28 protein-coding genes are annotated in these 25,507 nt (G+C 65.8%); 12 read left to right on the top strand and 16 right to left on the bottom strand.

The genetic code is table 11. The features are described 5' to 3' along the window. Positions 1–17: 17 nt before the first annotated feature. Positions 18–443 carry a BLUF domain-containing protein gene (locus tag QU481_RS10100; RefSeq protein WP_289829840.1) on the top strand — a complete coding sequence of 142 codons (426 nt, stop codon included), beginning with the start codon at positions 18–20 and terminating at the stop codon, positions 441–443. Between the two features lie 7 nt (positions 444–450). Here the strand turns inward: QU481_RS10100 and QU481_RS10105 are convergent, their stop codons facing one another. From QU481_RS10105 to QU481_RS10135, 7 genes are read right to left on the bottom strand one after another with little or no spacing between them, the layout of a single operon-like run. Further along, positions 451–1,230, bottom strand: a complete 780-nt coding sequence (locus QU481_RS10105) for an SDR family NAD(P)-dependent oxidoreductase (RefSeq protein ID WP_289829841.1) — start codon at positions 1,228–1,230, stop codon at positions 451–453. Positions 1,231–1,232: 2 nt separating this feature from the next. Then, positions 1,233–1,766 (bottom strand): DUF3833 domain-containing protein, encoded by a 534-nt coding sequence (locus QU481_RS10110; RefSeq protein ID WP_289829843.1) that lies wholly within the window; start codon positions 1,764–1,766, stop codon positions 1,233–1,235. 22 nt (positions 1,767–1,788) lie between these two features. Then, positions 1,789–3,030, bottom strand: a complete 1,242-nt coding sequence (locus tag QU481_RS10115) for an MFS transporter (protein ID WP_289829844.1) — start codon at positions 3,028–3,030, stop codon at positions 1,789–1,791. Continuing rightward, positions 3,027–3,548, bottom strand: coding sequence for a chalcone isomerase family protein (locus QU481_RS10120; RefSeq protein ID WP_289829845.1), 522 nt, complete (start codon positions 3,546–3,548; stop codon positions 3,027–3,029). Before QU481_RS10120 ends, QU481_RS10115 begins: the two co-directional genes overlap by 4 nt. Positions 3,549–3,551: 3 nt before the next feature. Then, entirely contained in the window at positions 3,552–4,754 is a 1,203-nt protein-coding gene (locus tag QU481_RS10125) for an SAM-dependent methyltransferase (RefSeq protein ID WP_289829846.1), read from the bottom strand. Further along, a complete protein-coding gene (locus QU481_RS10130; protein WP_289829847.1) occupies positions 4,751–5,527 on the bottom strand; it encodes a DUF1365 domain-containing protein in 777 nt (258 codons plus the stop codon). Before QU481_RS10130 ends, QU481_RS10125 begins: the two co-directional genes overlap by 4 nt. 1 nt (position 5,528) lies before the next feature. Continuing rightward, positions 5,529–6,815, bottom strand: a complete 1,287-nt coding sequence (locus tag QU481_RS10135; protein ID WP_289829849.1) for an NAD(P)/FAD-dependent oxidoreductase — start codon at positions 6,813–6,815, stop codon at positions 5,529–5,531. 117 nt (positions 6,816–6,932) lie between these two features. On the opposite strand from QU481_RS10135, the gene QU481_RS10140 reads away from it, so the two are divergent. Beyond that, positions 6,933–7,568: a TetR/AcrR family transcriptional regulator gene (locus QU481_RS10140; RefSeq protein ID WP_289829851.1), complete on the top strand. Its 636-nt coding sequence runs from the start codon at positions 6,933–6,935 to the stop codon at positions 7,566–7,568. After that, entirely contained in the window at positions 7,565–8,530 is a 966-nt protein-coding gene (gene mmuM / locus QU481_RS10145; RefSeq protein ID WP_289829852.1) for a homocysteine S-methyltransferase, read from the top strand. Before QU481_RS10140 ends, mmuM begins: the two co-directional genes overlap by 4 nt. 6 nt (positions 8,531–8,536) lie before the next feature. On the opposite strand, the gene QU481_RS10150 is transcribed toward mmuM, so the two are convergent. Further along, positions 8,537–9,013, bottom strand: coding sequence for an Lrp/AsnC family transcriptional regulator (locus tag QU481_RS10150; RefSeq protein WP_289829853.1), 477 nt, complete (start codon positions 9,011–9,013; stop codon positions 8,537–8,539). Between the two features lie 130 nt (positions 9,014–9,143). On the opposite strand from QU481_RS10150, the gene phhA reads away from it, so the two are divergent. Beyond that, complete coding sequence (gene phhA, locus QU481_RS10155; RefSeq protein WP_289829854.1) at positions 9,144–10,034, top strand: phenylalanine 4-monooxygenase; 891 nt, start codon at positions 9,144–9,146, stop codon at positions 10,032–10,034. A gap of 85 nt (positions 10,035–10,119) precedes the next feature. Here phhA and QU481_RS10160 read toward each other — a convergent pair whose 3' ends face one another. From QU481_RS10160 to phnF, 7 genes are all read right to left on the bottom strand, one after another. Beyond that, the gene (locus tag QU481_RS10160; protein WP_289829855.1) at positions 10,120–11,448 is read right to left on the bottom strand and encodes a methyl-accepting chemotaxis protein; all 1,329 of its coding nucleotides are present in this window, start codon (positions 11,446–11,448) and stop codon (positions 10,120–10,122) included. Positions 11,449–11,949: 501 nt separating this feature from the next. Then, positions 11,950–13,641, bottom strand: a complete 1,692-nt coding sequence (locus tag QU481_RS10165; RefSeq protein ID WP_289829856.1) for a putative 2-aminoethylphosphonate ABC transporter permease subunit — start codon at positions 13,639–13,641, stop codon at positions 11,950–11,952. After that, positions 13,638–14,732: a putative 2-aminoethylphosphonate ABC transporter ATP-binding protein gene (locus QU481_RS10170; protein WP_289829857.1), complete on the bottom strand. Its 1,095-nt coding sequence runs from the start codon at positions 14,730–14,732 to the stop codon at positions 13,638–13,640. Before QU481_RS10170 ends, QU481_RS10165 begins: the two co-directional genes overlap by 4 nt. A gap of 90 nt (positions 14,733–14,822) precedes the next feature. Further along, positions 14,823–15,839 (bottom strand): putative 2-aminoethylphosphonate ABC transporter substrate-binding protein, encoded by a 1,017-nt coding sequence (locus QU481_RS10175; protein WP_289829858.1) that lies wholly within the window; start codon positions 15,837–15,839, stop codon positions 14,823–14,825. A 199-nt stretch (positions 15,840–16,038) separates the two neighbouring features. Beyond that, on the bottom strand, positions 16,039–16,602 hold the full coding sequence (gene phnN / locus QU481_RS10180; protein WP_289829859.1) for a phosphonate metabolism protein/1,5-bisphosphokinase (PRPP-forming) PhnN: 564 nt from the start codon (positions 16,600–16,602) through the stop codon (positions 16,039–16,041). Continuing rightward, entirely contained in the window at positions 16,592–17,293 is a 702-nt protein-coding gene (locus QU481_RS10185; RefSeq protein WP_289829860.1) for a DUF1045 domain-containing protein, read from the bottom strand. The genes phnN and QU481_RS10185 overlap by 11 nt, the downstream gene beginning before the upstream one ends. Continuing rightward, a complete protein-coding gene (phnF, locus tag QU481_RS10190) occupies positions 17,293–18,021 on the bottom strand; it encodes a phosphonate metabolism transcriptional regulator PhnF (protein ID WP_289829861.1) in 729 nt (242 codons plus the stop codon). The genes QU481_RS10185 and phnF overlap by 1 nt, the downstream gene beginning before the upstream one ends. Positions 18,022–18,348: 327 nt before the next feature. On the opposite strand from phnF, the gene phnG reads away from it, so the two are divergent. The 8 genes from phnG (at position 18,349) to QU481_RS10230 (ending at position 24,661) form a co-directional block, all read left to right on the top strand. Then, positions 18,349–18,798 (top strand): phosphonate C-P lyase system protein PhnG, encoded by a 450-nt coding sequence (gene phnG, locus QU481_RS10195; RefSeq protein ID WP_289829862.1) that lies wholly within the window; start codon positions 18,349–18,351, stop codon positions 18,796–18,798. Continuing rightward, entirely contained in the window at positions 18,795–19,373 is a 579-nt protein-coding gene (phnH, locus tag QU481_RS10200) for a phosphonate C-P lyase system protein PhnH (RefSeq protein WP_289829863.1), read from the top strand. Before phnG ends, phnH begins: the two co-directional genes overlap by 4 nt. Positions 19,374–19,375: 2 nt before the next feature. Beyond that, the gene (locus QU481_RS10205; RefSeq protein ID WP_289829864.1) at positions 19,376–20,464 is read left to right on the top strand and encodes a carbon-phosphorus lyase complex subunit; all 1,089 of its coding nucleotides are present in this window, start codon (positions 19,376–19,378) and stop codon (positions 20,462–20,464) included. Continuing rightward, positions 20,461–21,300 (top strand): alpha-D-ribose 1-methylphosphonate 5-phosphate C-P-lyase PhnJ, encoded by an 840-nt coding sequence (locus tag QU481_RS10210; RefSeq protein WP_289829865.1) that lies wholly within the window; start codon positions 20,461–20,463, stop codon positions 21,298–21,300. Before QU481_RS10205 ends, QU481_RS10210 begins: the two co-directional genes overlap by 4 nt. Continuing rightward, entirely contained in the window at positions 21,297–22,067 is a 771-nt protein-coding gene (phnK, locus tag QU481_RS10215; RefSeq protein WP_289829866.1) for a phosphonate C-P lyase system protein PhnK, read from the top strand. The genes QU481_RS10210 and phnK overlap by 4 nt, the downstream gene beginning before the upstream one ends. Before the next feature lie 175 nt (positions 22,068–22,242). Further along, positions 22,243–22,965: a phosphonate C-P lyase system protein PhnL gene (phnL, locus tag QU481_RS10220; RefSeq protein WP_289829868.1), complete on the top strand. Its 723-nt coding sequence runs from the start codon at positions 22,243–22,245 to the stop codon at positions 22,963–22,965. Further along, complete coding sequence (locus QU481_RS10225; protein WP_289829869.1) at positions 22,962–24,104, top strand: alpha-D-ribose 1-methylphosphonate 5-triphosphate diphosphatase; 1,143 nt, start codon at positions 22,962–22,964, stop codon at positions 24,102–24,104. Before phnL ends, QU481_RS10225 begins: the two co-directional genes overlap by 4 nt. After that, positions 24,104–24,661: a phosphonate degradation HD-domain oxygenase gene (locus QU481_RS10230; protein WP_289829871.1), complete on the top strand. Its 558-nt coding sequence runs from the start codon at positions 24,104–24,106 to the stop codon at positions 24,659–24,661. Before QU481_RS10225 ends, QU481_RS10230 begins: the two co-directional genes overlap by 1 nt. A 102-nt stretch (positions 24,662–24,763) precedes the next feature. Here QU481_RS10230 and QU481_RS10235 read toward each other — a convergent pair whose 3' ends face one another. Further along, positions 24,764–25,171 (bottom strand): heme-binding protein, encoded by a 408-nt coding sequence (locus QU481_RS10235; protein WP_289829872.1) that lies wholly within the window; start codon positions 25,169–25,171, stop codon positions 24,764–24,766. Positions 25,172–25,507 lie beyond the last annotated feature (336 nt).

The raw sequence follows: 25,507 nt of genomic DNA on the forward strand, positions 1-25,507 counted from the left end.
CTGAAGCGGGAGGTAGCATGCTGGTACGCTTGATATACGCCAGTCGGGCCTGCAAGCCCATCGGCCACGAGCTCATCGAAGAGATCATCGCTGCCTCGTCCCGTCACAACCTCGCCAACGGCATCACCGGCATGCTCGGCTTCAGCGGGGATGTGTTCGTACAGGTATTGGAAGGTGGGCGTGAACAGGTAAACCGCCTGTTCGCCACCCTGCAGCACGACCCGCGTCACACCGGTCTGACCCTGTTGCAGTATCAGGAGATCGACTCCCGCCATTACGCCAACTGGACCATGGCCAAGGTGCGACTCGACAAGGTCAACCTGTCGCTGCTGCTGAAATATTCGACCACCCCGGCGCTTGATCCGTTCACGGTCAGCGGCAGCGCTACCGCCGCGCTGCTCGAGGAGCTGGCCGCAGCCGGCGCCTGCGCAGCCCGCGAATAAGCCCTCTCTAGCCACCCAGCGCCCTGCCTAGCTGCCTGAGCCTCAGACGGTAGGGCAGCAGCTGCGCCAGCTTCATCCACAGGGTGAAACGGCGCGGAAAGTGAATCTCGAAACGGCCGCGCTCGATGCCGTGCAAAATCGCGGTGGCCGCCTGTTCCGGCGTCTGCAGCGCCGGCATGGCGAAGGCGTTCTTGGCGGTAAGCGGCGTCTTCACGAAGCCAGGGTTGATCAAGTACACTGCCAGGCCCTTGCCGTGTAGGTCGCAGTAGAGCAGCTCAGCCAGGTTGATCAGCGCCGCCTTGGTCGGCCCGTATACGGTGGCGCCGGGCAGACCGAGATAGCCGGCCACGCTGGCGATCACCGCGATACCGCCGCGGCCTTCGGCCAGCATGGCAGGCAGCACTGTTTCCACCCCGTAATAGACGCTCGCCAGGTTCACCTCCAGCATGCGCTTCACCTCGGCCGCCTGTAGCTCCCAGCTGCGTTGCGGTCGGTATTCGGCGGCACAGAACAGTATCAGGTCCAGCCCGCCCCAGTGCTGATGCACTGTGGCATACGCGTCGGACCAGGCAGCAAGATCAGCGGCATCCAGCGGCAGCACCAGCGCCATGGCCGAACCGGCTGCCACCTCATCCAGACGCTCGGCATGGCGGGCTGACAGGGCCACGCGCGCACCCTGCGCCAGCAGCGACTGCGCCAGCGCCCGGCCGATGCCGCTGGAGGCGCCGATGATCCAGACCCGGCAGCCCCGCCAGTCGTGGCGCGGAGGGTTGTAGGGAAGCAGCATGATCAATCTTTCTGCCGCTTGCGGAAGAACAGCGTCACATTGCCGAGCTCGAAGCCGAGCTTGCTCATGCGGGTGCGGTTGACCAGCGTGTCGGCATCGATCAGGTACATCCAGTCGTCCATCGCCACCTCGTACTCGCTGCCGTCCACCGGCAGGCGCAGCGTGTACTGCCAGTGCAACGCATTGCCGGCGCCCTCGCCGCGCGCCACGCCGACCACGTCGCCGGCGGTGCCCTGCCAGCGCCCATCAGGCTGCTTCACCAGGATCCAGACGCGCCGCTGCGTGCTGCCGTCGCTGTAACGGAAGCTCTCGTCGAGAATCAGCCGTCCGTCGTCCAGCCGACCTTTCACCACCACCCGGAAGCGCTTCACCACCTCGCCGCTGCGCTTCTGGAACATCCCCCAGGCGTCGGTAGTGCCAACAAAGTAGCTGGCCGGATCGAAGGCCGGCTGCTCGTTACGGTAGTGACTGACGTCAGGCGATACACAGGCTCCAAGCAGCATACTCACCCCAAGCAACACAGCAGAACGCTTCATGATCTCCTCCTGAAGGCGGCGGCTAAGATGCGGCAGCCACAGGCCTCTCCAGCCAGCCGCCCCGCAGGGTCACGAGCGCCAGCAGTTTGATCAGACAGGGCAGACCTGCATACACCAGCGCCAGAGCCAGGCCGGCTTCCCCGGCATGGCCGGGCCGGTACCCCAGCTGAGCGAGCAACGGCAGCGCCAAGCCGGACAGGGCCAATGCCAGCTTGCCGAGCAAGCTCCACAGACCGAAATAGCCGGCCGGTGCCTGCTCTGCCGGAATCAGCCGTGCCAGCAGCACCGGCGGCAATGCCAGGTCCGCCCCCAGCGCCAAGCCAGCCAACACGCACACGGCGAGGTAGGCCCATGCCTCGCCCGGCCCCAGCGTGACGGCCGAGGCGAAGGCGACCACCGCCGCCAGCATGCCCCAGCGCCAGGCGCTAGCCACGCCGAGCCAGCCCGCCAAGCGGGTCCAGGCCGGCAAGCCGGCCGCACCGGCCAGGAAATAGGCGGCCAGGAAGCCGCCGGCCCACTGAGGGGCGCCGATGCGATCGTCGATGAAGAACAGCGCCAGCGTCGCCGGAATCGACACCGACAGCGCATTGAGAAAATACGGCAGCAGCAGACGGCGAAACGCCGGATTGGCCAGTGGCGCGCGCCAGTTGGAGCGGGCCGGCTCGCCGCGCTCGCACCACACCGGCGCGGCGGCAAACAGCGCGGCCAGCGCCACGCCCAGCAGCAGAGCAAAACCCAGCACGAATCCGCCCAGGCCGCGTTCGGCCAAGGCTGCCGGCTGATGTAGCAGCCAGGCCGGCACCACGCTGGCGACCACCACACCGACCAGCCCCGCGCCTTCGCGCCACGCGGCGGCGGCGACCCGCTGGCGTTCGGCCAACCTAGCCCCCCAGGCGAGATAGGCGATGTTGAGCACACTGTGCGCCAGATAGCAGCCCGCCAGCATTAGCGCGAACCAGACCGCCAGTGCGGTCGCGCCGCCTAGCGGAGGCCGCCACAGCCCGTAGAAGGCCAGCGCGAGCAGCAGCGCCGCACCCCACAGCAGGCGGCGTAGCTGACCCCGCTGGTACAGCGCATCTATCAGCCGGCCCAGCCACGGATCCTGCACCGTGTCGAACAGCCGCGCGGCAAACAGCACCATGCCGGTCAGCCCCAGCGGCAGGCCGAGCCGCGCGGCGTAGAAGGTCGGCGCCTGCACGTACACCGGCAGGGCCACCATCGCCAGCGGCAAGCCAAGCAGGCCGTAGGCAAACAGTGCTTTCACGGCGCACCCCCGGTCAATTGCGCACGCAATCCGGTGTCGCGGGTATTGGGTGCCAGCCAGATGGCGAAAAAAGCCCGCGCGAACTCGGTGTCGCGCACCACCGCGAGCAAGCGGTCACGGCTGTAGAAGCGGCAACCCTGGCCCGGCAGGAACACGCCGACCAGCTGATCGCCCGGCTCCACGTCGATGAAAGCCAGCGTCATCAACTCGCGCCAGCGCGCCAGCTTGCCCTCGCTCAGCGCGTTGCCGAACAGCCGGCGCAGCTCGTCGATGCTGCTGTCGACGAAGCGTTCGCGGCTGATCGAGCGGTGGTAGGTCAGTTCCAGCGCGAACGGCGCATTGTGGTCGAAGGGCAGCCGGGTGCTCCACAGCCGCGCGGTGTAGATGTCGAAGCCCAGGTAGCGGAACTCGCCCTGGCCCACCAGGCGCGACCCCGGCACATCGCTGCCCCACAGGGTGTCGGCGCCTGCCGGCATGGCCAGGCTCAGCAGCGCAGCTAACAACAATGGTCTGAGCATGGCTTACTCCTTGCGCAGCAGGAACTGGCTCACTCCAGTGCGGCCGGCATCGAAGCCGACCTCGCAGTAGCAGAGGTAGAGCAGCCAGGTCCGTATGAAGGCTTCGTCGAAACCCAGCGCCCGCACTGCCTCGCGCTGCGCCTCGAAGGCGGCCCGCCAGCGCCGCAGCGTTTCGGCATAGTCGGTGCCGAAGTCGGCCCGGTCACGCAGCACTAGCCTTTGGCGGGAGGCGGCGGACTGGAAGCGTTCGCGGCTGGGGAGCATGCCGCCGGGGAAGATGAACTGCTGGATGAAGTCGCTGCCGTGCCGATAGCGCTCGAACAGCACCTCGTCTATGGTGATGCTCTGCACCAGCGCCTGGCCTCCTGGCCTCAGGCAGCGGCGCAGCGTCTTGAAGTAGCCCGGCCAGTAACGCTCGCCCACTGCCTCGAACATCTCGACCGACACGATGGCGTCGTATTCGCCGTGCAGGTCGCGGTAGTCACACAGAGTCAGCGTCGCCAGCGACTGGCCAGCCAGCCGGCGACTGGCGAAGGCCATCTGCGAGGGTGACAGCGTCACACCGTGCACCGCGATGCCCTGCCGGCAGGCCTGTTCGGCAAAGCCGCCCCAGCCGCAGCCGATCTCGAGCACACGCATGCCCGGCTGCAAACCCAGCACCTCAATGATGCGCTGATTCTTGGCCCGCTGCGCCGCCGTCAGACTCTGGCCGAAGTCGCCGCCGAACCAGGCGCAGGAGTAGCTCCAGCTTTCGTCGAGCCAAAGCCGGTAGAAGTCGTTGCCCAGATCGTAGTGAGCATGGATGTTGCGGCGGCTGCCCGCCCGGCTGTTCGTCCGCAACCAGTGCCGCAGCCAGTACCAGACGCCGGCCAGCACCCCGCCATGCAGCGCACGCCCCATCGCCGCCTCGTTCTGCAGCACCAGACTCAACAGCGCCACCAGGTCAGGGGTATCGAGCCAGCCATCGCGCCAGGCCTCCGCGAAGCCGATGTCGCCGCCGCGCAGGATCGCGGCACAAGCCCGCCAGTCGTAGAGCTGCAGCTCCGCCCGCACCGGGTGGTGCAGGTCGCCGAACAGCAGCCGGCTGCCGTCCGGCGCGATCAGGCGCAGGTGGCCGTGACGCAGTCGCCCAAGCAGACGGAGGAAAACGCGGGCTGCGGCCGGCGCCGCACCGGTTGGCCGGACAAGGGTGTGGGTGCTGGTCATGGCAGTACCTCCGGACCATGGCTGAGAGAGTGTTCCGGCGCGGCCGGCTTGCGGTGAAACGGCACGCGCTTGAGCCAGAGGCGCAGCGCCTGCCAGTGGATGCGCACGATCACCGCCAGCGCCTGCCACGGTTGGCCGAACAGGGCATTGCGCAGACTGGCCGGCGTCCACGGTTGCAGCCGCCCGCCAATCGAGGTGCGCAGCAGCAGTCCGGCCTCGTCTTCGTAGTCGATGCCGACAAAGCTTTTCCCGGGCCGGTCGACGAAGCGGAAGCGATAGCCGCCGACCACCTCGCAGAACGGCGACACGTGCAGTCGCTTGCGGCAGCCCAGTTTGGTGCCAGGCCCGATCGGCCCGCCGTCGGCGGTGCTGAGCAGGTAGCGGTGGTGTTCGCCGAAGGTGTTGTTGACCTCGGCCAGTACCGCGCGCAGCGTCCCGCCGGCATCGTGGCAGTACCAGAAGCTGACCGGGTTGAACACGTAGCCGAACAGGCGCGGAAAGGTCTGCAGCCACACTTCGCCGTCGGCCGGCAACCCGGCGTCGGACAGCACCCCGCGTATCCACGTCAGCAGATCGGAACCGTCGCGCGGGCCATAGTCGCGCAGCCGAAGCGACATCGGCCGGCGGCGGTCGATGCCGAACCAGCGATTCTCCAGACTGGCCAGTTCGGCCAGGTTGAGGCGCAGGCAGAACACCGGGTAGGTGAAGCGGTGCGCGACCGGGCGCAGGCGCGCGTGCATCACCCGTCCGATCAGCAGATAACCGGCCGCCATCTCAGCACCTCGCCCAATGCGGCGCCAGGCCGAAGTCATCGGCGACCCGCAGCGCCGATTTCAGCCCGTCCTCGTGGAAGCCGTAGCCGGTCCAGGCGCCGGCAAACCAGGTCCGTCGCCGTCCCTGCAGGCCCGGCAGACGCTGCTGAGCGGCGATGGCCGCCTGGTCGAACAGCGGATGGTGGTAGTCGAAGCGGGCGAGCTCCTGGCGAGGATCGGGCATCGTGAAGGGGTTGAGGGTCACGATCACTGGCCTGGCGAAGGGCAACGGCTGCAGCTTGTTGATCAGGTAGCTGACGCAGGTCGGCCGGGCGCCGTCGCGCTGCGCCCCGCCCAGATAGTTCCAGGCCGACCACACCTTGCGGCGGCGTGGCAGCAGATGCGGGTCGGTGTGCAGCACGGCCACGTTGGGCTGGTAGCGCACCGCGCCGAGCAGCGACATCTCGTCGGCGTCGGCATCGGCCAGCAGCCGCAGCGTCTCGGGCGCGTGGGTGGCCAGCACCACCGCGTCGTAGCGTTCGCGCCCGCCGGTGCCGAACACCTCCACGCCCTGCTCGTCGCGCCGCACCTGCCAGACCCGGTAATCCAGCTTCACCAGCGCCAACCGCGCGGCCAGCCGCTGCACGTAATTGCGCCCGCCTCCCAGCACGGTGCGCCACTGCGGCCGGTTGCGGATCTGCAGCAGGCCGTGGTTGAGACAGAAGCGCAGGAAGGTCTGGGCCGGGAAGCGCAGGATGTCGTTGGTGGCGCTCGACCAGATCGCCGCCGCCATCGGCAGCAAGTAGGCGTCCCGGAAGGCCGTGCCATAGCCGCCGCCGTCCAGCAGCTGCCCCAGTGTGACGCCACTGCGGCTCACCTCGGCCAGATGGCGTTCGGCAGCGGTATTGAAGCGCAGGATGTCGCGCAGCATGCCGAGAAAACGCGGCGACAGCAGGTGGCGGCGCTGCGCGAACAAGGTATCGAAGTCGGTGCCGGCCCACTCGCTGGCACCGTTGTCCAGCGACACGGCAAACGACATGTCACTGGGATAGACGTCCACGCCGAGCTCGGCGAACAGCGCAATCAGATTGGGATAGGTGCAATCGTTGAACACCAGAAAACCGGTGTCGACCGGGTGGGTCTGACCATCCAGCGTCACATCCACCGTGTTGGTATGGCCGCCCAGGTAGCGGTTGGCCTCGTACAGCGTCACTTCGTGACGGCGGCTCAGAAAGTAGGCACTGGCCAGCCCGGCGATACCCGCACCGATTACGGCGATACGTTGGCGGTGCTCCGTGCTCTGCTTCACGTCGACTCCTCGCTGACCCTGGGTGGATTTGCCGCTTGGCGGTGCTTTGGACGATGCTAAGATGAAGCGTAGAACTAGGTTGGAAAAAAATCTACCGATCAGTAAAAGGTGGTACCGATGAGTATCTTGAGCAAACTCAGCTTCAAGGATCAGGCTTTCCAGCTGCGCGAAAGCGCGGTGCTGGATGCCACCACCCGGCTTCTGGCCAGCAAGGGCTTCGATCTGATGACGATGGACGATGTCGCCAACGAGGTGGGCATCTCCAAGCCCAGCCTGTACAAGCACTTCAAGTCCAAGGAAGAGCTGGTCAGCGAGGTGATGATCCGCCTGCTCGATGCCACGCTCGACTACCTGGCCGCCCAGCCGGCCGAGCTGTCACCGCTGGACCGGCTGCGCGACCTGCTCGAATCAGCGATGCGGGTGCGGCTGGCCGGTGGCCTGCCCTTCCTGCCGTCCACCAGCCCGCAGGTGCGCGAGATGCTGACGCGCAACCTGCGCTATGTGCCGCGGGTGCTGAAGCTGAACAAGACGCTGGAGATGATCGTCGAAGAGGCCAAGCAGGCCGGCGAGCTGCGACGCGACCTGCCCAACGACGTGATCCTGTTCAGCTACTACGCGCGTAGCTGCGACCCGGCGGTGGAATACCTGCGCCTCTACGGCAAACTCGACGACGACGCCATCGTCGCCCACATGCTGAGCGTGTGTTTCGACGGGCTGGGCGGCCGGGCCGAGCTGGCGCGGAGCCAGCCGTGAGCCTCGATCCCTTGCTCGCGCCGTTCCTGAAGCGGCAACATGTGCTGGTACTGGATGGCGCGCTCGCCTCCGAGTTGGAACGGCGCGGTGCCGACTTGGCCGACCCGCTCTGGTCGGCGCGGTTGCTGATCGAGCAACCGGCGCTGATTCGTGACGTTCATCGCGACTATTTTCGCGCCGGTGCCGATGTGGCGACCAGCGCCAGCTATCAGGCGAGTTTCGCCGGCTTTGCCCGGCGAGGGCTGTCGGATGAAGAAGCCGAGGCGCTACTGCACTTGTCGGTGACGCTGGCCCGCGAGGCGCGCGACGACTTCTGGGCCGACCCGGCCAACCGGGAAGGCCGGTTGCGACCGCTGGTGGCGGCCTCGGTTGGCCCCTATGGGGCGACACTGGCCGACGGCTCGGAATACCGGGGCCATTACGGCCTGAGCGAAACAGCGCTGATGGATTTTCACCGCCCGCGCCTCGCTGCCCTTCTGGCGGCCGGACCAGATCTGCTGGCCTGTGAGACGCTGCCCTGCCCGAGCGAGGCACGCGCGCTGGCGCGGTTGTTGACCGAGGAATTTCCCGACGTCCGCGCCTGGCTGAGCTTCTCCTGCTGCGACGAACACCATGTCAGCGAAGGTCAGCCGCTGGCCGACTGTCTGGCCGAACTCGACGACTGCACTCAACTGATCGCGGTCGGCGTCAACTGCACCGCCCCCCGGCACATCCCGCCACTGCTACAGGACGCACGCCAGGCCACTCGCAAGCCGTTGCTGGTCTACCCCAACTCCGGCGAGGACTACGACACCGTGCACAAATGCTGGCACGGCACCCACGACGCTACCGCATTTGCCGACAACGCGCGCGGCTGGGCCGCAGCCGGAGCACGGTTGATCGGCGGTTGCTGCCGCACCGGCCCGACCGACATCCACGCCATCGCTGCCTGGGCAAGGGCCCCGCACCGGCTCGGGGCTTGACCGCTCTCAGTGCGGCGGCAGCGGCAGCCGGCTGGTCTGCTTGATCGCCTCCAGCGTCACCGTCGATTTCACGCTGCGCACCAGCGGCAGGCTCATCAGCTTGTTCATCACGAAGCGCGACAGCGACGGCAGGTCCGGCACCACGATGCGCAGCAGGTAATCGGCCTCGCCGGCTGCCGCATAGCAGTCCAGCACCTCGGGCAGCTCGGCAATTGCCTCGGCAAATTCGCGCAGCGAGCTTTCCATATGCTTTTCAAGGCTGACGTTGGCAAATGCCACCACCGACAGACCGAGCCGCTCGGCGCGCAGCGACACATGGTAGCCCTCGATCACGCCGGATTCCTCCAGCCGCTGAATACGCCGGCCGATCTGCGATGGTGACAGCGGCACTTCCTGCGACAGTTTCTGATGCGTGGCGCGCGCATCGCGCTGCAGCGCCTCCAGAATCAGACAATCGAAGCGATCCAAATCGACATTGCTCATTTCACGCACCAATACCCACTCTAATGCGGGAAGTATGCAAAATAGCGCAGCCACAGGCAAATTTTGCGGCCCTGCCGCGCGCGTGGCTGCGTACACTGATAGTTCCAACCCTAGCCGGATTTGTCGTGCCATGAACGCCCCCAGCGAGTTTGTCGCTCCCGATATCACCGCCCGCAAAAACACTGGCCTCGAGCATGCCGCCGACTTCACGCTGCCACAGCCGCTCGAACGCTACAGCGCCGAAGATCATGCCACCTGGGCAACGCTGTACCGTCGCCAGTGCGCCTTGCTGCCGGGCCGGGTCTGTGATGAATTCCTGGATGGCCTCGCCGCGCTCGATGTCGACGCCGACCGGGTGCCTAATTTCGAACGGCTCAACGAAAAGCTCGTCGCGGCGACCGGCTGGCGCCTGATCGCGGTGCCGGGACTGATTCCGGACGAGGTGTTCTTCGAGCACCTGGCCAACCGCCGCTTCCCGGTCACCTGGTGGATTCGCGAGCCGCATCAGCTCGACTACCTGCAGGAGCCGGACGTATTCCACGACCTGTTCGGCCATGTGCCGCTGCTGATGAACCCGGTGTTCGCCGACTACCTGCAGGCCTACGGCCAGGGCGGGATGAAAGCCAAGGCGCTCGGCGCGCTGCCGATGCTGGCTCGGCTCTACTGGTACACCGTCGAGTTCGGCCTGATCGTCACCCCGAACGGCCTTCGCATCTACGGCGCCGGCATCGTGTCGAGCCAGTCCGAGTCGGTGTATTGTCTGGAGAGCGCCAGCCCGAACCGGATCGGTTTCGATCTGGAGCGGATCATGCGTACCCGCTACCGCATCGACACCTTCCAGAAGAGTTACTTCGTGATCGACAGCTTCGCCCAGCTGTTCGATGCCACCGCGCCGGACTTCACGCCGATCTACACTGCCCTCAAATCACAGGAAACGATAGGCGCCGGCGACATCGTGCCCGAAGACAGGGTGCTGCAGGTGGGCGACCGCGAGGGATGGTCGGACAGTGCCGATGCCTGAGAGCCGATCCACCCTCTGTCCCTCTGGGCCGAAGCCATAAGAAAGCCCGGCTCAGCGCCGGGTTTCACCCCCTTGGTTTTCGCCCCTAGTGCGTGCTTTTCAACGCCGAGACCGCCGAAAACTCGTTGATCACCCGCACCACCTGGTTGGTGCTTTCACGAATCTTGCCGATCGCCTCGCCCGCATCGTTGGCCAGCACTACGCCCTGCTCGGCCTGCTTCAGCATCGATGTCATGCTGTCGATCGCGGTGTGGGTACCTTCGCGGATCTTGTCGATCATGCCGGCGATTTCGGTGGTCGAGCTGCTGGTGCGCTCGGCCAGCTTGCGCACCTCGTCGGCCACCACGGCGAAGCCCCGCCCCTGCTCGCCGGCTCGTGCCGCCTCTATCGCCGCGTTCAGCGCCAGCAGGTTGGTCTGGTCGGCAATATCGTGAATGGTGTTGACGATCGAAGTGATCTGGGATGACTGCGCGCCCAATTCCTCGATCATGCTCGCCGACTGACGCGCACTGTCGGCGATACGGCGCATCTCGGCGGCGGCCGTTTCGATCACCGACGCGCCCTGGGCCGAGATGGTCTCGGTGCTCTCCGAGATCTTGTACGCTTGCTTGGCATTTTCGACGTCCTTGTTGACGCTTATCACATGCGCGGAGATGTCCATGGCGAACTTCACCACCTTGTAAACCTTGCCGTCCTCGTTGAACACCGGGTTGTACGAGGCCTCGAGCCACAGGGGGCGGCCACTGCGATGCATCCGCTGAAACTGCCCGGACACGAACTCGCCACGGTTTAGCTTGTTCCAGAACTCGACGTACTCATGTGAACTGGCATAGCCAGGCTCACAGAACAGACGGTGATGCTTGCCCTGAATCTCACTCAGCGAGAAACCCACCGTGTTCAGGAAATTGTCGTTAGCAGTGATGACGGTGCCGTCGAGATTGAACTCGATCGTCGCCATGGCGCGGCTAATCGCATTGATCTTGCTGTGATGCTCGTGCGCCTCATGGACTGTCTTGGTCACGTCGGAGGCGAACTTGACGACCTTCACGACACGACCATCACGACCGATCACCGGATTGTAAGAGGCCTCCAGCCACAAGACATGGCCCGAACGATTCACGCGCTTGAACTCCCCCGCGACAAACTCGCCGCGTCCAAGCTTGGCCCAGAACTCGCCATAGGCTACCGAGCGGGTGTACTGCTCTTCGCAGAAGATCCGGTGATGCTTGCCCTGGACCTCCTGCAGCGTGTACCCCACCGTGTTCAGGAAGTTGTCGTTGGCAGTAAGAATAGTGCCATCCGGCTTGAACTCGATCACCGCCATCGAGCGGTTGATCGCAGCCAGCATCGCATCCTGCTCGACGATTCTGTCGGCCTGAACTGAAAGCTCGCGCTTTAGCTTGTTGTTGAACATTGGCGTATCCTTCTGACATTAACTGGTCTGACATGGCATGGTTTATTTATTTTTTAGCTACCCGCCTTGTTTTTTAAATCTAGTCGAACCGTTTGGAAACCTACACAAAAAAAGTAGATTAAATACCACTTTGACATTGGCTAATGTCTTAAAGACGCAACGCCATCATGGTGACGCTGTTGTTGCCACAAGGCTCTCGCCTGCCCTTGCCCACTCCCATCGTCTTGCCAATGAAAAGACCAAATCAATAATTGACTACGTAGACCCAGGGTAACGAGACTGCTGGCTTTATGTAGCCTAGCCTTATTCATCGAAGGTTCCCTAATACCAAACATCCCCATATTTTCTGATGTTATTAATTTTAAATGTCAATTAAATATCTTCATTTACATTGAAAAATGAAGCTATTAGCTGGAATGCCGCCCAGCCTGGCGGCAAACAAAAAAAACGGCTCCACCAAAACGGTAGGAGCCGCGCAAGGCCTGATGCACTGGATGGGATTCAGCGCCGGCGACGCGCCATCCACGCCTCCACGAGTGAGAACAGCACCGACACCAGCGCCGAGGTGAGCACCACCATCGTCGCCATCGCGGCGGCGGCGGCGGTGTTACCGGTATCGTCGATGGTGATGATCGCCACCGCCGACACGCTGCTGTCCGGCGAGTACAGGAAGATCAGCGCCGACACCGTGGTCATGCCGGCGATGAAGAAGTAGCGCGCCACGTCGACCAGCGCCGGCAGGCAGATCGGCAGCGTCACCCGACGCAGCGTCACCCAGAACGGCACCTTCAGCGAGGCGGCCACCGCCTCGAACTCGTTGTCGAGCTGCTTGAGCGCAGTCGCGGCGGTCAGGTGGGCGGTGGTGTAGTAGTGCGCCACCGTGCACACCACCATCAGCGCAAGGCTGCCGTACAGGCCGTTCAGCGGGTTGGCCGGGTGGTTGAAGAAGAACACGTAACCGAGCCCCAGCACCAGGCCCGGCACCGCCATCGGCAGCATCGCGAAGAAGCGCAGCACCTGGCGGCCGACGCCGGCCACCTTGAGCTTTTCCACCCAGTAGGCGCCCAGAAACACCAGCGGGGTGCCGAGCAGCGCGGTGGCGGTGGCCAGCTTCAGGCTGTTGAAGTACACCGCCCAGCCACCGTCGATCTGGCTGAAGTCGTAGTGATCCAGCGTCAGCTTGAGGTTGTACGGCCAGTAGCCAATGAACGAGGCGACGATGCCGACGCCGAGCAGCGCCAACAGCAGCACCGACACGCCCGACAGCAGGCCAAACGCCGCCACGTCGCGCAGCGGATCGCGGCCCGGGGTGTACTGCACCGCCCGCGCCGTGATCGCCGCCTGCTGGCGCCGCGCAGTGCGACGCTCCAGCACGAAGGCCAGCACCGCCGGCAACAGCAGCATCAGGCCGACCACCGCGCCACGTTCGAAGTTCTGCTGGCCGATCACCTGCTTGTACGCTTCCACTGCCAGCACGTTGTAGTTGCCGCCCACTACCTTGGGTACGCCGAAGTCGGTGATGACCAGAGTGAATACCACCAGGCCCGCCGACAGCAGGCCGTAGCGCGCGCCCGGCAAGGTGATGGTGAAGAACTGCCGCCAGGCACTGGCGCCCATGCTGCGCGCCGCCTCGAATAGCCGCGCATCGGCGCTGGCAAGCGCGGTCACCAGGATCAGCAGCGCGTGCGGGAAGGTGTAGAACAGCTCGCCGAGCACGATGCCCCAGAAGCCGTAGATGCTGCCGCCATCCAGCCAGCTTTTCAGCATGCCCTGGTTGCCAAACAGATAAACGATGGAAATCGCCGGCATCAGCGATGGGGCCAAGAGCGGCGTCAGCGCAATCTGGCGGAACACCGCGCGGCCGACCACCCGGCTGCGCATCAGCGCCCAGGCAAAGCCGAAAGCCAGCGGCAGCACGATGGTGGTCACCGTCAGCGACACCACGAAGCTGTTCAGCGTGGCCTGCATCAGGCCGGGCGAATCGAGCACCTCGCCGAAATGGCCAAAGCCGAGACGGCCGTCGCCCTGCAACAGCGCGCGGCCGAGGATGGCCAGCAGCGGCAGGCCCAACAGCAGCGCCAACAGCGCCACCCACAGCCACACCAGGCCTTGCGCCGTCCGGGTTTCGCCGTCGGCAGCCTGGCCTAACGCGCCCAGCCGCGCCAGTAGGGGGCGTCGTACCACGCTGCTCATGCGCGCTCCTCCGGATAGGCCACCAGCAGTTCGGCCGGCAGCTCGATCGGCACGATCTCGCCCGGCACCAGCGGTTGGCGGTTGAGCATGGACGGGCACACCTCCGCGATCAGCATCACCCCAGGCATGCCTTCGGGCAACAGCTGCAGGCGGGTCATCGCGCCGGCGAAGCTGACATCGGCGATGCGCGCCAGCAGCGTGTTCGGTGCCGCTTCCCAGCGCGGCTTGACCAGGATGTCCTCGGGGCGGACGAACAGGGTGCACGCCTCGCCGGCCGGCACGCCGGCCAGCTTCAGGGTGTGAGCCCCCACCGTCACGCTGTAGGCATCGGCGCGGCGTGCCGGCAGCCAGTTGGCCTCGCCGACAAACTCGGCGACGAAGCGGCTGGCCGGACGGCGGTAGATCTCGGCCGGCGTGCCGACCTGTTCGATGCGGCCGTTGTTCATCACCACCACCCGGTCGGCAATTGCCAGCGCCTCGGCCTGGTCGTGGGTCACCATCAAGGTGGTGACGCCGAGCTTCTTCTGCAAACGCTTCAGTTCGTCGCGCAGCTTGTCGCGCACCCGCGCATCCAGCGCCGACAAGGGCTCGTCGAGCAGCAAGAGGCCCGGCGAGGTGGCGAGCGCGCGCGCCAGCGCGACGCGCTGCTGCTGGCCGCCGGACAGCTGCGATGGGTATTTGTCCTCGCTGCCGGGCAGGCCGACCATGTCCAAGAGCTCGCGGACCCGCTCGCGATGACGGGCGCGCTCGCGGCGCGGGGTCAGACCGTAGGCGATGTTGTCGGCCACGGTCAGGTTGGGGAACAGCGCATAGCTCTGGAACACGATGCCATAATCGCGCTTGGCCGGTGGCAGCCGGGTGATGTCGCGATCCTGCAGGGTGATGCGGCCGTCGTCGGGCAGGTCGAGGCCCGCGATCTGGCGCAACAGCGTGGTCTTGCCACATCCGGACGGGCCGAGCAGGCAGACGAACTCGCCATGGCGCAGCGCCAGTGATACGCCGTCGAGGGCGGTGAACGCGCCGTAGCGACGGGTCAGCCCGTGCACGGCAAGATAGGGGGAAGCAGTGAGTATGGTATCGGCGGGTTTCATCGGGCTCTCCGGAAGCTCACCAAAGCCGGCCAGGCGGCCGGCTTCAGTCAACGTCCGCGTAACGGGACGATCAGGCAAGAGGAGCTCCCGTCAGCTCTTCGGTGCAGCCTTGCTTTCGTAACGCTTGCTCCACTCCTTCAGGATGGAATCGCGCTCCTGGGCGGCCCACGAGAAGTTGTTCTTCACCAGACGCTTGGAGTAGTCGGCCGGAATGAACGGGTTCTGCTTGGCCACGCCCGGCATGGCCAGCACGGCGTAGTTCTTGTCGTACTGCTCCATCGCCTCGCGGCTGGCTGCGAAGTCGGCCAGCTTCTTGGCGGCGTCCAGGTTCTTGGTGCCCTTCATGATGGCAGTGGCTTCCAGATCCCAGCCCAGGCCTTCTTTCGGGAAGATCAGGTCAATCGGGGCGCCCTTCTCTTTCAGCTGTGCGCCGCGGTATTCGAACGAGATGCCGATCGGGTACTCACCCGAAGCGGCCATGGTGCACGGCTTGGAGCCCGAGTGCAGGTACTGGGCGATGTTGCCGTGCAGGCGGTCCATGTAGTCCCAGCCCTTCTTCTCGCCGAACATCTGCAGCCAGGCCGATACGTCGAGGAAGCCGGTGCCGCTCGAAGCCGGGTGCGGCATCACGATCTGGCCCTTGTAGATCGGCTTGGTCAGGTCTTCCCAGCTGGTCGGCTTCGGCAGGCCCTTCTTGGCCGCTTCTACTGTGTTGAAACAGACGGTGGCAGCCCAAACGTCCATGCCCACCCACTTCGGCGGGTTAGCCGAGTCGCGGAAGTGCGGGGTGATCTGGCCCAGACCCTTCGGCGCGTACGGCTGCAGCATGTTCTGGTTCGCGAGCACCTGCAGGCTGGTGGCGGCCAGGCCCCACACCACATCGGCCTGCGGGTTGTTCTTCTCGGACAGCAGCTTGGCGGTGATCACGCCGGTCGATTCGCGCACCCAGCGGATCTTGATGTCCGGGTTGGCCTTGGCGAACGCTTCTTCATACGGCTTGATCTGGTCCGCTTCCAGGGCAGTGTAGACGGTCAGCGTGCTGGCGGCAGTGGCGCTCAGCGAAACGAGGGCCACGGCGGTCGCGGCGAACAGGGACTTGAGCTGCATGGTTACACTCCAAAAGGTTAGACGTATAGATGAATTTGTCTACGTAACTGCACACAACAAAGCTGAGTAACGCCGCTACCTTAAATCTCGCTCGTTACAGCCCAGTGACGGCATCGTGACAATTCGATTCGAATAAGCGTCGCCAATCCAATCTAGGGTGTGTCAGCGACTCTCCAACCCCGGCCGCGCCACCGACCTCTCAGTGCGGAACCGTTTCTCCGCGCAGCCAAGCAAGCAACGTCTCGCCCGCTTCCGCCAGCTCCCCATCATTCAGCAGCACCCGTGCATTCGTCGGCGGGCTGAATGCGCCGGCTTCGGCCAACCTCTGGTGTATCTGCTCCTCGCTTTCTCGACCGCGTGCTGCCAGCCGCTGCGCCAGCACCTCGGAACTGGCACCGATCCACAGCGGGATCAATCCGGGGAAGCGTCGCTCGGCTAAAGGCAGTGCAGAACGCGAGCCGTTCACCACCACATCCAGACCCCGCGCCAGCCACTGCTCCACCTCGATGCCGATACCGTAGGACAAGTCGTTGCGATGCCATGTCAGTACGAACAGGCCGGCTCGCTCGCGCAGGGCAAACTCGTCGGGGCGCAGCGCCACATGGTTCTCGCCGCCGGCATCGGCCGGTCGGGTGATATAGCGGTGTGCAAACAGCACGCACGCCTCGGCACCTAGCCGCTCGCGCGCGTAGTTGATCACCGAGTCCTTGCCGGCGCCGGACGGGCCGAGCACATACCAGAGACGTCCGCGTTTAGTGGTCATGGCGTTGCACCTCCCCGTCGAAGCCGATGTGGGCGACGCAGTGGAACGGCGCGCCAGGCGCCGGCTCGACGAACAGCGCGATCGCGTCGATCTCGGCAGTTAGCGCACCACCGGCGAAGTGTGTCTCCGCCAACGTGGCGAGCCGCTCGGCCTCGGCCGGGTCGGCCAACCGGTCGCTCAGCGTCAGGTGGAAGCGGTAATACTCGAACACGTAGGGATAGCCCCAGCGCGCCAGCAGCGCCCGCTCGCGTGCGGTCAGGCTGGCGGCCCGGCGCGCTTGGGCGGCGGCGTCCGGCAACTGGGCCAGTGGCGCAAGGCCGACCATGCAGGCGGCAGCCAGTTCGGCCAGGCTTGCGGTGCCGTCCGCAGGGCGCAGCGCCAGGAAGCCGGCCAAGGTCTCGATGCGCAGCGGTACGGTGAACGGCGCGAAGCGTTGCGCCAGTGCCTGCGTCGTGGCGATCAGTTCGGCCTCGCCGATCTCCGGCACCGGCGCGAATGGCGCCTTCAGCGTGGCATGCCAGCCGTAGCAGGCAGGCGCGGCGGTGAGCTGGCTAAAACGTTCGGCCGACAGGCTGTCCATGATCGGCCGAGCCACCGCCTGGCCGCTCACCGCATCGCGGCCAAGCCAAGCGGCGCCGCGCTCTGCCAAGTCACTGCCCGGACGCGGCGCGTAATAGAGCGCGTAGCGCATCACTCGCCCTCCTCTTCCATCACCAGCTGCACCAGGTCGCCGTTGAAACGGGTGACGCCGTACTGCACCGGGACGCCCTGGGCGTCGACGTTCAGCGACTTCACGTGCAGCACCGGGCGGTTCTTCGGCAGATGCAGGTAATCGACCGTCTCGGCATCGGGCAGCCGCGCGCTGACCTTGGTGAAGCGTCGGGTGTAGTCGGCTACGCCGAAGTGCGCCAGCGTGCGTGTCACCGAATGCAACTCGGCGTACACAGCCGGCAGCCCCGGGAAGCGCGCAGCTGGGAAGAACAAGGTCGCGGTGTCGACGATGCGACCGTCGACGCGGCTGACGGTCTTAATGCGGTACAGCTCGCTGCCCGGTGCCACGTCGAGCAGTTCGGCCAGCTCGGCGTTGGCCGGCACCGTGTCGCTCGCCATGAGCTCAATGTCGGAGCGCAGGTTCTGGCGCGCCATGTTCTGCGAGAAGCGAGTGCGCTTGCTGATCGCGTAGTCGATGGCGTTTTCCTGCACGAAGGTGCCGCGCCCCTGCTCGACGCGTAGCAGGCCGCGTTCGACCAGCGCCGACACCGCGCGGCGGATGGTGTGGCGGTTCACCGCGAAGCGTTCGGCCAGCTGCAGTTCGGTGGGGATGCGTTCGCCGGTCGGCATCGCGCCACTGGCGATGTCTTCTGCCAGGGCGCCTTCGATCTGGCGCCATACGGCGATGCCCGAGCCACGTTCGATCATGGAATCTCCTTCTTTATGGATGCGGTGCGAACGGCTTGCACCAAGCCTAGACGTCTAGGCTCGACATTGAACCGTCACAAATATTTCACCGGATTGTGCTGTTAAAACCGTGTTGCTGGCTATTATCATTCAGTCGTCTATACGTTTATATGAATTTTTTCTGAGAATCTGTTTACGATCTTGCGAACGAAGGGTCAGCCAAGGCGAAATGACGCGAAAACGCGGAGTGGACATGAAGTCCATGAGCAGTTTGAGCGGCATTTCAACGCAGGATCACCCGAGTGCAGCAGATCGTGAACAGGTTCGGATAACGACGCGACGGTAACCATGACCTCAATCACGATCCCGCAACGTCAGCACTGGATGCGCATCCTGGCGCTGACCCCGCCCGAGCGGCTGGCCGAGGCGCTGGCCCCGGCCCTGTCCGCCCATCCCGGACACCACTGGCTGCGCCGCCCCGAAACCGGCCTAGTCATGCTTCGCGGCCGCGCCGGCGGTACCGGCGCCCAGTTCAACCTCGGCGAGGCCAGCGTCACCCGTGCCTCGGTGTCGCTGGCGGGCCAGATCGGCCACGCTTGGGTACGCGGCTCCAACGCCCGCCACGCCGAACTGGCCGCGCTGGCCGACGCACTCTTGCAATGCCCGGCCCACCATGCCGACCTGATGGCCGGCGTGATCGCGCCGCTGGAGGCCGAGTTGGTCGAACGCCGCGCCACGGTCAGCCGCGCCGCCGCGGCGAGCAAGGTCGAGTTCTTTACGATGGTCCGGGGGGAATGATGTTACTGCCGCAATTTGACAAGCCGGTGCACGACGCCCAACGCACCTTCCGCATCGTCCTCTCCGCCTTGGCCGAACCGCTCGCGCCGCTTGCATTGCCGGTGCTGCCGCCAGCCCCACAGGGCCTGTTGCCCGGCACCGCCGCCGTGCTGCTGACCCTGCTCGACCAGGAAGTGAGCCTGTTTTCGGCCAACCTGCCCGCCGACACCAACGACTGGCTGCGCTTTCACACCGGCGTGCGCCTTGCCGACACCGTCGCCGACGGCGACTTCGTGTTGGTACGCGACGGCGAGACCGTGCCGCAGCTCGCCTCCCTCAAGGCCGGCGAGGCCGCCTACCCGGACCGCTCGGCGACCGTGATCATCGAGACCGCCCGCTTCGGCACCGACCAGGTCGAGGGCTGCGGCCCCGGTTTCGCCGCGCCGCGCCGCTTCGGCGCCAGCGCGCTCTCCGCCGCCTTCTGGGCCGACTGGTGGATCAACCACGCGCGCTTCCCGCTCGGCGTCGACCTGCTGCTGGTCAGCGCCGACGCGGTGGCCGGTCTGCCACGGACTACCCAAGTGACGGAGATCTAATCATGTATGTAGCCGTCAAAGGCGGGGAAACCGCCATCCTGAATTCCTACGAGCTGCTCGCCGCCGACCGCCGCGGCGATCAGGACACCCCCGAGCTGACCCTCGCCCAGATCAAGGGGCAGATGCGCCTGGCGCTGGCGCGGGTGATGCAGGAAGGCTCGCTGTACGACGAGGACCTGGCCGCGCTGGCGTTGAAACAGGCGTCCGGCGATGTGACCGAAGCGGTGTTCCTGCTGCGCGCCTTCCGCACCACGCTGCCGCGCCTGGGCTACAGCCTGCCGCTCGACACCGCCGCAATGCGGGTGCGCCGCCGCGTGTCCGGCACCTTCAAGGATGTGCCAGGCGGCCAGGTGCTCGGCCCGACCCCGGACTACACCCAGCGCCTGCTCGACTTCGGCCTGACCGGCAGCGACAGCGCGCCGAGCCCGACCTTGGCCGAACAGCCGCTGCCGGAGCGCCTGCCCTGCGTGCTCGACGTGCTGGGCAGCGAGGGGCTGATCGAGCCGGAACGCCCGGCCGACGGCGACCCGGCCCCGAAGGACCTGACCCGCGAGCCGCTGATGTTCCCGGCCGACCGCGCCACCCGCCTGCAGAACCTGGCGCGCGGCGACGAGGGCTACCTGCTCGGCCTCGCCTACTCCACCCAGCGCGGCTACGCCGAGAGCCACCCCTTCGCCGGCGAGATCCGCATGGGCGAAGTGGCGGTGACGGTGTGCCCGGAAGAGCTCGGTTTCGAGATCGAGATCGGCGAAGTGACGCTGACCGAATGCCAGATGATCAACCAGTTCGCCGGCAGCCGCACCGCGCCGCCACAGTTCACCCGCGGCTACGGCCTGTCGTTCGGCGAGGGCGAGCGCAAGGCGATGGCGATGGCGCTGGTCGACCGCAGCCTGCGCGCCGCCGAGCTGGGCGAAGACGTCCACGCCCCGGCGCAGCAGCAGGAATTCGTCCTGTACCACACCGACAACGTCGAAGCGTCCGGCTTCGTGCAGCACCTGAAACTGCCGCACTACGTGGACTTCCAGGCCGAACTGTCGCTGATCCGCACCCTGCGCAAGCAATTCGACGCCCAGCAAGGGGACGAGGCATGAACATCGAATACAACTACGGCTTCCTCGATGAAAACACCAAGCGCATGCTGCGCCGTGGCCTGCTCAAGGCGGTCGCCATCCCCGGCTACCAAGTACCGTTCGGCAGCCGTGAAATGCCGCTGCCCTACGGCTGGGGCACCGGGGGCATCCAGGTCACCGCCAGCATCATCGGCGAGGCCGACACCCTGAAAGTGATCGACCAGGGCGCCGACGACACCACCAACGCGGTCAACATCCGCCGCTTCTTCGGCCGCGTCGCCCAGGTGCAGACCACCGAGAAGACCGGCGAGGCGACGGTGATCCAGACCCGCCACCGCATCCCGGAAACCGCGCTGCAGGCCGGCCAGGTGGTGGTGTTCCAGGTGCCGGAACCGGAGCCGCTGCGCACGCTGGAGTCGAGCGAGGTGGAAACCCGCCAGCTGCACGCCCACCAGGAATACGGCCTGATGCACGTGAAGCTGTACGAGGACATCGCCCGCTACGGCCACATCGCCACCAGCTACGACTACCCGGTGATGGTGAACGGCCGATATCTCACCTCGCCGTCGCCGATCCCGAAGTTCGACAACCCGAAGCTGCACCAGAGCCCGGCGCTGCTGCTATTCGGCGCCGGCCGAGAGAAGCGCCTGTACGCGATCCCGCCCTATACCGACGTGGAAAGCCTGGCCTTCGACGACCACCCGTTCGACGTGCAGACCTGGGACAGCCACTGCGCGCTGTGCGGCTCGACCGAGTCCTACCTCGACGAAATCATCACCGACGACGCCGGCAGCCGGATGTTCGTCTGCTCCGACACCGATTACTGCGCCACGCACCAGCAGGAGGCGAAGCAATGACCCCGATTCTTTCCGTCCGTCAGGTCGCCAAACGCTACGGCCAACGTTACGGCTGCCGCGAAGTCAGCTTCGACCTCTACCCCGGCGAAGTGCTGTGCATCGTCGGCGAATCCGGCTCGGGCAAGTCGACGCTGCTGTCGACGCTGGCCGGCAAGCTGGCCGCCGACGAGGGCGAGGTCACCTTCCGTGACGTCAACGGCACCGAGCACGACCTGCTCACCTTGGCCGAAGCCGACCGCCGCCGCCTGGCGCGCACCGAATGGGGCTTCGTCACCCAGCACGCCCGCGACGGCCTGCGCATGAACGTGTCGGCCGGCGCCAACGTCAGCGAACGGCTGATGGCGCTGGGCCAGCGTCACTACGGCGAGCTGCGCGCCACCGCCGGCGAATGGCTGGAAAAGGTCGAGATCAGCGCCGAGCGCCTGGACGATCGCCCGAGCCAGTTCTCCGGCGGCATGCAGCAGCGCCTGCAGATCGCCCGCAACCTAGTGACCAAGCCACGCCTGGTGTTCATGGACGAGCCGACCGGCGGCCTCGACGTGTCGGTACAGGCGCGCTTCCTCGACCTGCTCCGACGACTGGTTCACGAGACCGGTATCGCTGTCATCATGGTGACGCACGATCTGGGCGTGGCGCGACTGCTGGCACACCGCACGCTGGTGATGCAGCAGGGCCGCGTGGTCGAGGCCGGGCTGACTGATCAGATTCTCGATGACCCGCAGCACCCGTATACGCAGCTGCTGGTCTCCTCGATCCTGCAAGCCTAATTCCAGTGCGCCTCCGATCCGATAGCCGCACAGCAAAGTGTGATCAGACATGCAGCGGCGGCCGCTCCTTGCCGTACGGCCTGTACTGTCTGCGTCGCGGCCACCTTGCTTTCGCGCTCTCGGGCCGGATGCTTGCTGGAATCGATGGTCAAGAAAACAGATTATTGGATTAGTGATGACGACCCTACTGATCGACGCTCAGAACGTGAGCAAGACTTTCGTGCTGCACCAGCAGGACGGCCTGGCGCTGCCGGTACTCGACGACGTGTCGCTGCAAGTCGCCGCCGGCGAGTGCGTGGCGCTGGTCGGCCCGTCCGGTGCCGGCAAGAGCACCTTTTTGAAGGCGCTGTACGCCAACTACCTGGTGCAGGCCGGCACCATCGGCATCTTCCACCGTGGAGCCTGGGTCAACATGGCCACCGCACTGCCGCACCAGATCGTCGAGGTGCGCCGCCACACCCTCGGCTACGTCAGCCAGTTCCTGCGGGTGATCCCGCGCGTGTCGGCGCTCGACATCGTCGCCGAGCCCTTGGTCGAATGGGGGGAAAGCCAGGAGGCCGCCCGCGTGGTCGCCGGCGAATGGCTGGCGCGCCTGAACATCTCCGAGCGGCTGTGGAGCCTGCCGCCGGCCACCTTCTCCGGCGGCGAGCAGCAGCGCGTCAACATCGCCCGTGGCATGATCGCCCCACGCCCTATCCTGCTGCTCGACGAGCCGACCGCCTCGCTCGACGCCGCCAACCGCGCGGTGGTGATTGCGCTGATGCAGGAAGCCAAGGCGCGCGGCGCCGCGCTGGTGGGCATCTTCCATGACGAAGCCACCCGCGACACCATCGCCGACCGACTGTTTACCGTGCCGCTGGCACGCCGACTCGACACCGCCAAGGAACTGACCGCATGAACCTGACCCTGACCAATGCCCGCATCGTGCTGCCGGACGGCGTGATCGAACGCGGCACCGTCACCGTCGAAAACGGCCTGATCGCCGACATCACCGACACCGTTTCGGCCAAGCCCGATGCCGTCGACTGCCAGGGTGGCGACCTGATCCCGGGCTTGGTCGAGATCCACACCGACAATCTGGAAAAGCACCTGATGCCGCGCAACGGCGTGCTGTGGCCGGTGCTGCCGGCGGTGATCACCCACGACGCGCAATGCGTGGCGGCCGGCATCACCACCGTATTCGACGCATTGGCAGTGGGCGACCTGGAGCAAGACAGCGTGCGCCTCGACACCTTGCACACCTCCTTCGAGGCGATCAACCGCGGCAACGAGGCCGGCGTGTTCCGCGCCGACCACCTGTTCCACCTGCGCTGCGAACTGGCCTACCCGGAACTGCTGCGCGAGCTGCAGCCGCTGATCGATCACCCGGCGGTGAAACTGATATCGGTGATGGACCACACCCCGGGCCAGCGCCAGTACCGCGACCTGGAGCAGTACAAGAAGTACTACGCCAAGAAGAAGGTCGCCTGGAGCGACGACACCTTCCTCGACGCGGTGGAAGACCGCCGCCAGCTGCAGGCCACCTACTCCGACCGCCACAAGCAGGCGGTGGTGGAACTGGCGCGCGCCCGCGGCATCGCACTGGCCAGCCACGACGATACCGAGATCGTCCACATCACCGAGGCGGTGAAGGACGGCGTGGCGATCTCGGAATTCCCGACCACGCTGGAAGCGGCCGACGCCGCCCGCCAGGCCGGCCTGTTGACCGTGATGGGCGCGCCCAACGTGGTACGCGGCGGTTCGCACTCCGGCAACGTGGCCGCGCTGGAGCTGGCCCGTGTCGGCCTGCTCGACATCCTGTCGTCCGACTACGTACCGGCCAGCCTGCTGCACGCCGCCTACCTGCTGGAACGCCAGGCCGGTTGGTCGCTCGATAAGGCGATCGCCACCGTCACCGCCAACCCAGCGCGTGCGGTGAAGCTGGACGATCGCGGCACCATCGCGCTGGGCCGCCGCGCTGACCTGGTACTGGTCAAGGGCAACGGCGAAGTGCCGCTGGTGCAACAGGTCTGGAAAACCGGCGTGCGGGTGTTCTGATGCAAGCGGCCGAACAGACCCTGACCGCAGTGCGCGGCCTGCTCGAAACCTACGGCCCGCGCCACTACGGCGAGGCGGTCACCCAGCTCGACCACGCAGTGCAAGGCGCGGTGCTGGCTCGCGAGGCCGGCGACGACGAGGAGATCATCCTCGCCGCCTTCCTGCACGATGTCGGCCACCTGCTGGAGCACGATGGGGTGGAGACCATGGGCGACTACGGCGTAATGGCGCACGACAAGCTCGGCGCCGACTGGCTGCGCGCGCACGGTTTCAGCGAGCGGGTGGCGCAATTGGTGGCGCTGCACGTGCCGGCCAAGCGCTACTTGTGCGCGATCGATGCGGGTTACTACGCCGAGCTGTCCGAGGCGAGCAAGATCACGCTGGGCTATCAGGGCGGGCCGATGAACGCGAACGAGGTCGCCGCCTTCGCCGCCCTGCCCGACTGCGAGGCAGCGCTGCGGGTGCGCCGGCTCGACGAGGCCGCCAAGGACGGCGGCTGGAGCCTTGCCGACGTGGAGTGGATCTGGCCGATGATGGCAGCGCATCTGGCCCGCTGAACCGCACTGTCGCCAACAGAAAGCCCAGGTGCGCTGCTGCGCACCTGGGCTTTGTTCTTCTCTACCCTAGCCGAAACGCGATCGTCCCCCGGCCGGCCCGACTTACAGCGCGAGCGAAGCGATAGCCACCTTGGCGATGCGGGCGTCCAGTTCCGGGGTCAGGCCGGAGATGCCCACCGCGCCAACCACCTGGCCGTCCACCAGCACCGGCACACCGCCTTCCAGCATGGCATGCAGCACCGGCGCCGACAGGAAGGCGGTGCGGCCACTATTGATCATGTCTTCGAAGGCCTTCGACTCGCGGCGGCCCAGCGCGGCGGAGCGTGCCTTCTCGGTGGCGATGTGGGCGGACAGCGGTGCGCAATTGTCCATGCGCGACAGGCCCAGCGGATGGCCGCCGTCATCGACCACGGCGACCGAGATGTTCCAGTTGTTGGCGGCGGCCTCGGCACGGGCAGCCTGCAGCAGTTGCTCGACTTCGACCAGGGTCAGCACAGCTTTGTGTTGCATGTCTCTATTCCTAATTGTGATGAATGATGACGGGTTCGCGCCCAGGACCGTTCGGCGCTCTTGTTGTTATGGCAGGCGGCGGTGCCCACCAGCGTGTGTCCTTGACCACCATAACCATTCACCGCAATTTCGGAAAGCATTTCCGAATAAACGATTGGATCCATTCCAACCAATACCGCCCTACCTCAACCTTGCAACGGCCCATCCTTTTCAGAACTAGCCAACTACCATCCAACCACCAATTTGGAATCGACCGCCAAAAACGCCAACAGCGACCCGAAGGTCGCTGTCTGTGAACAGGAGGATGAAAGACCGAACTGTCGACGTTGCGGCCGT

Origin of the sequence: Crenobacter oryzisoli (genome assembly GCF_030385785.1) — a bacterium.
GTDB lineage: Bacteria > Pseudomonadota > Gammaproteobacteria > Burkholderiales > Chromobacteriaceae > Crenobacter_A > Crenobacter_A oryzisoli.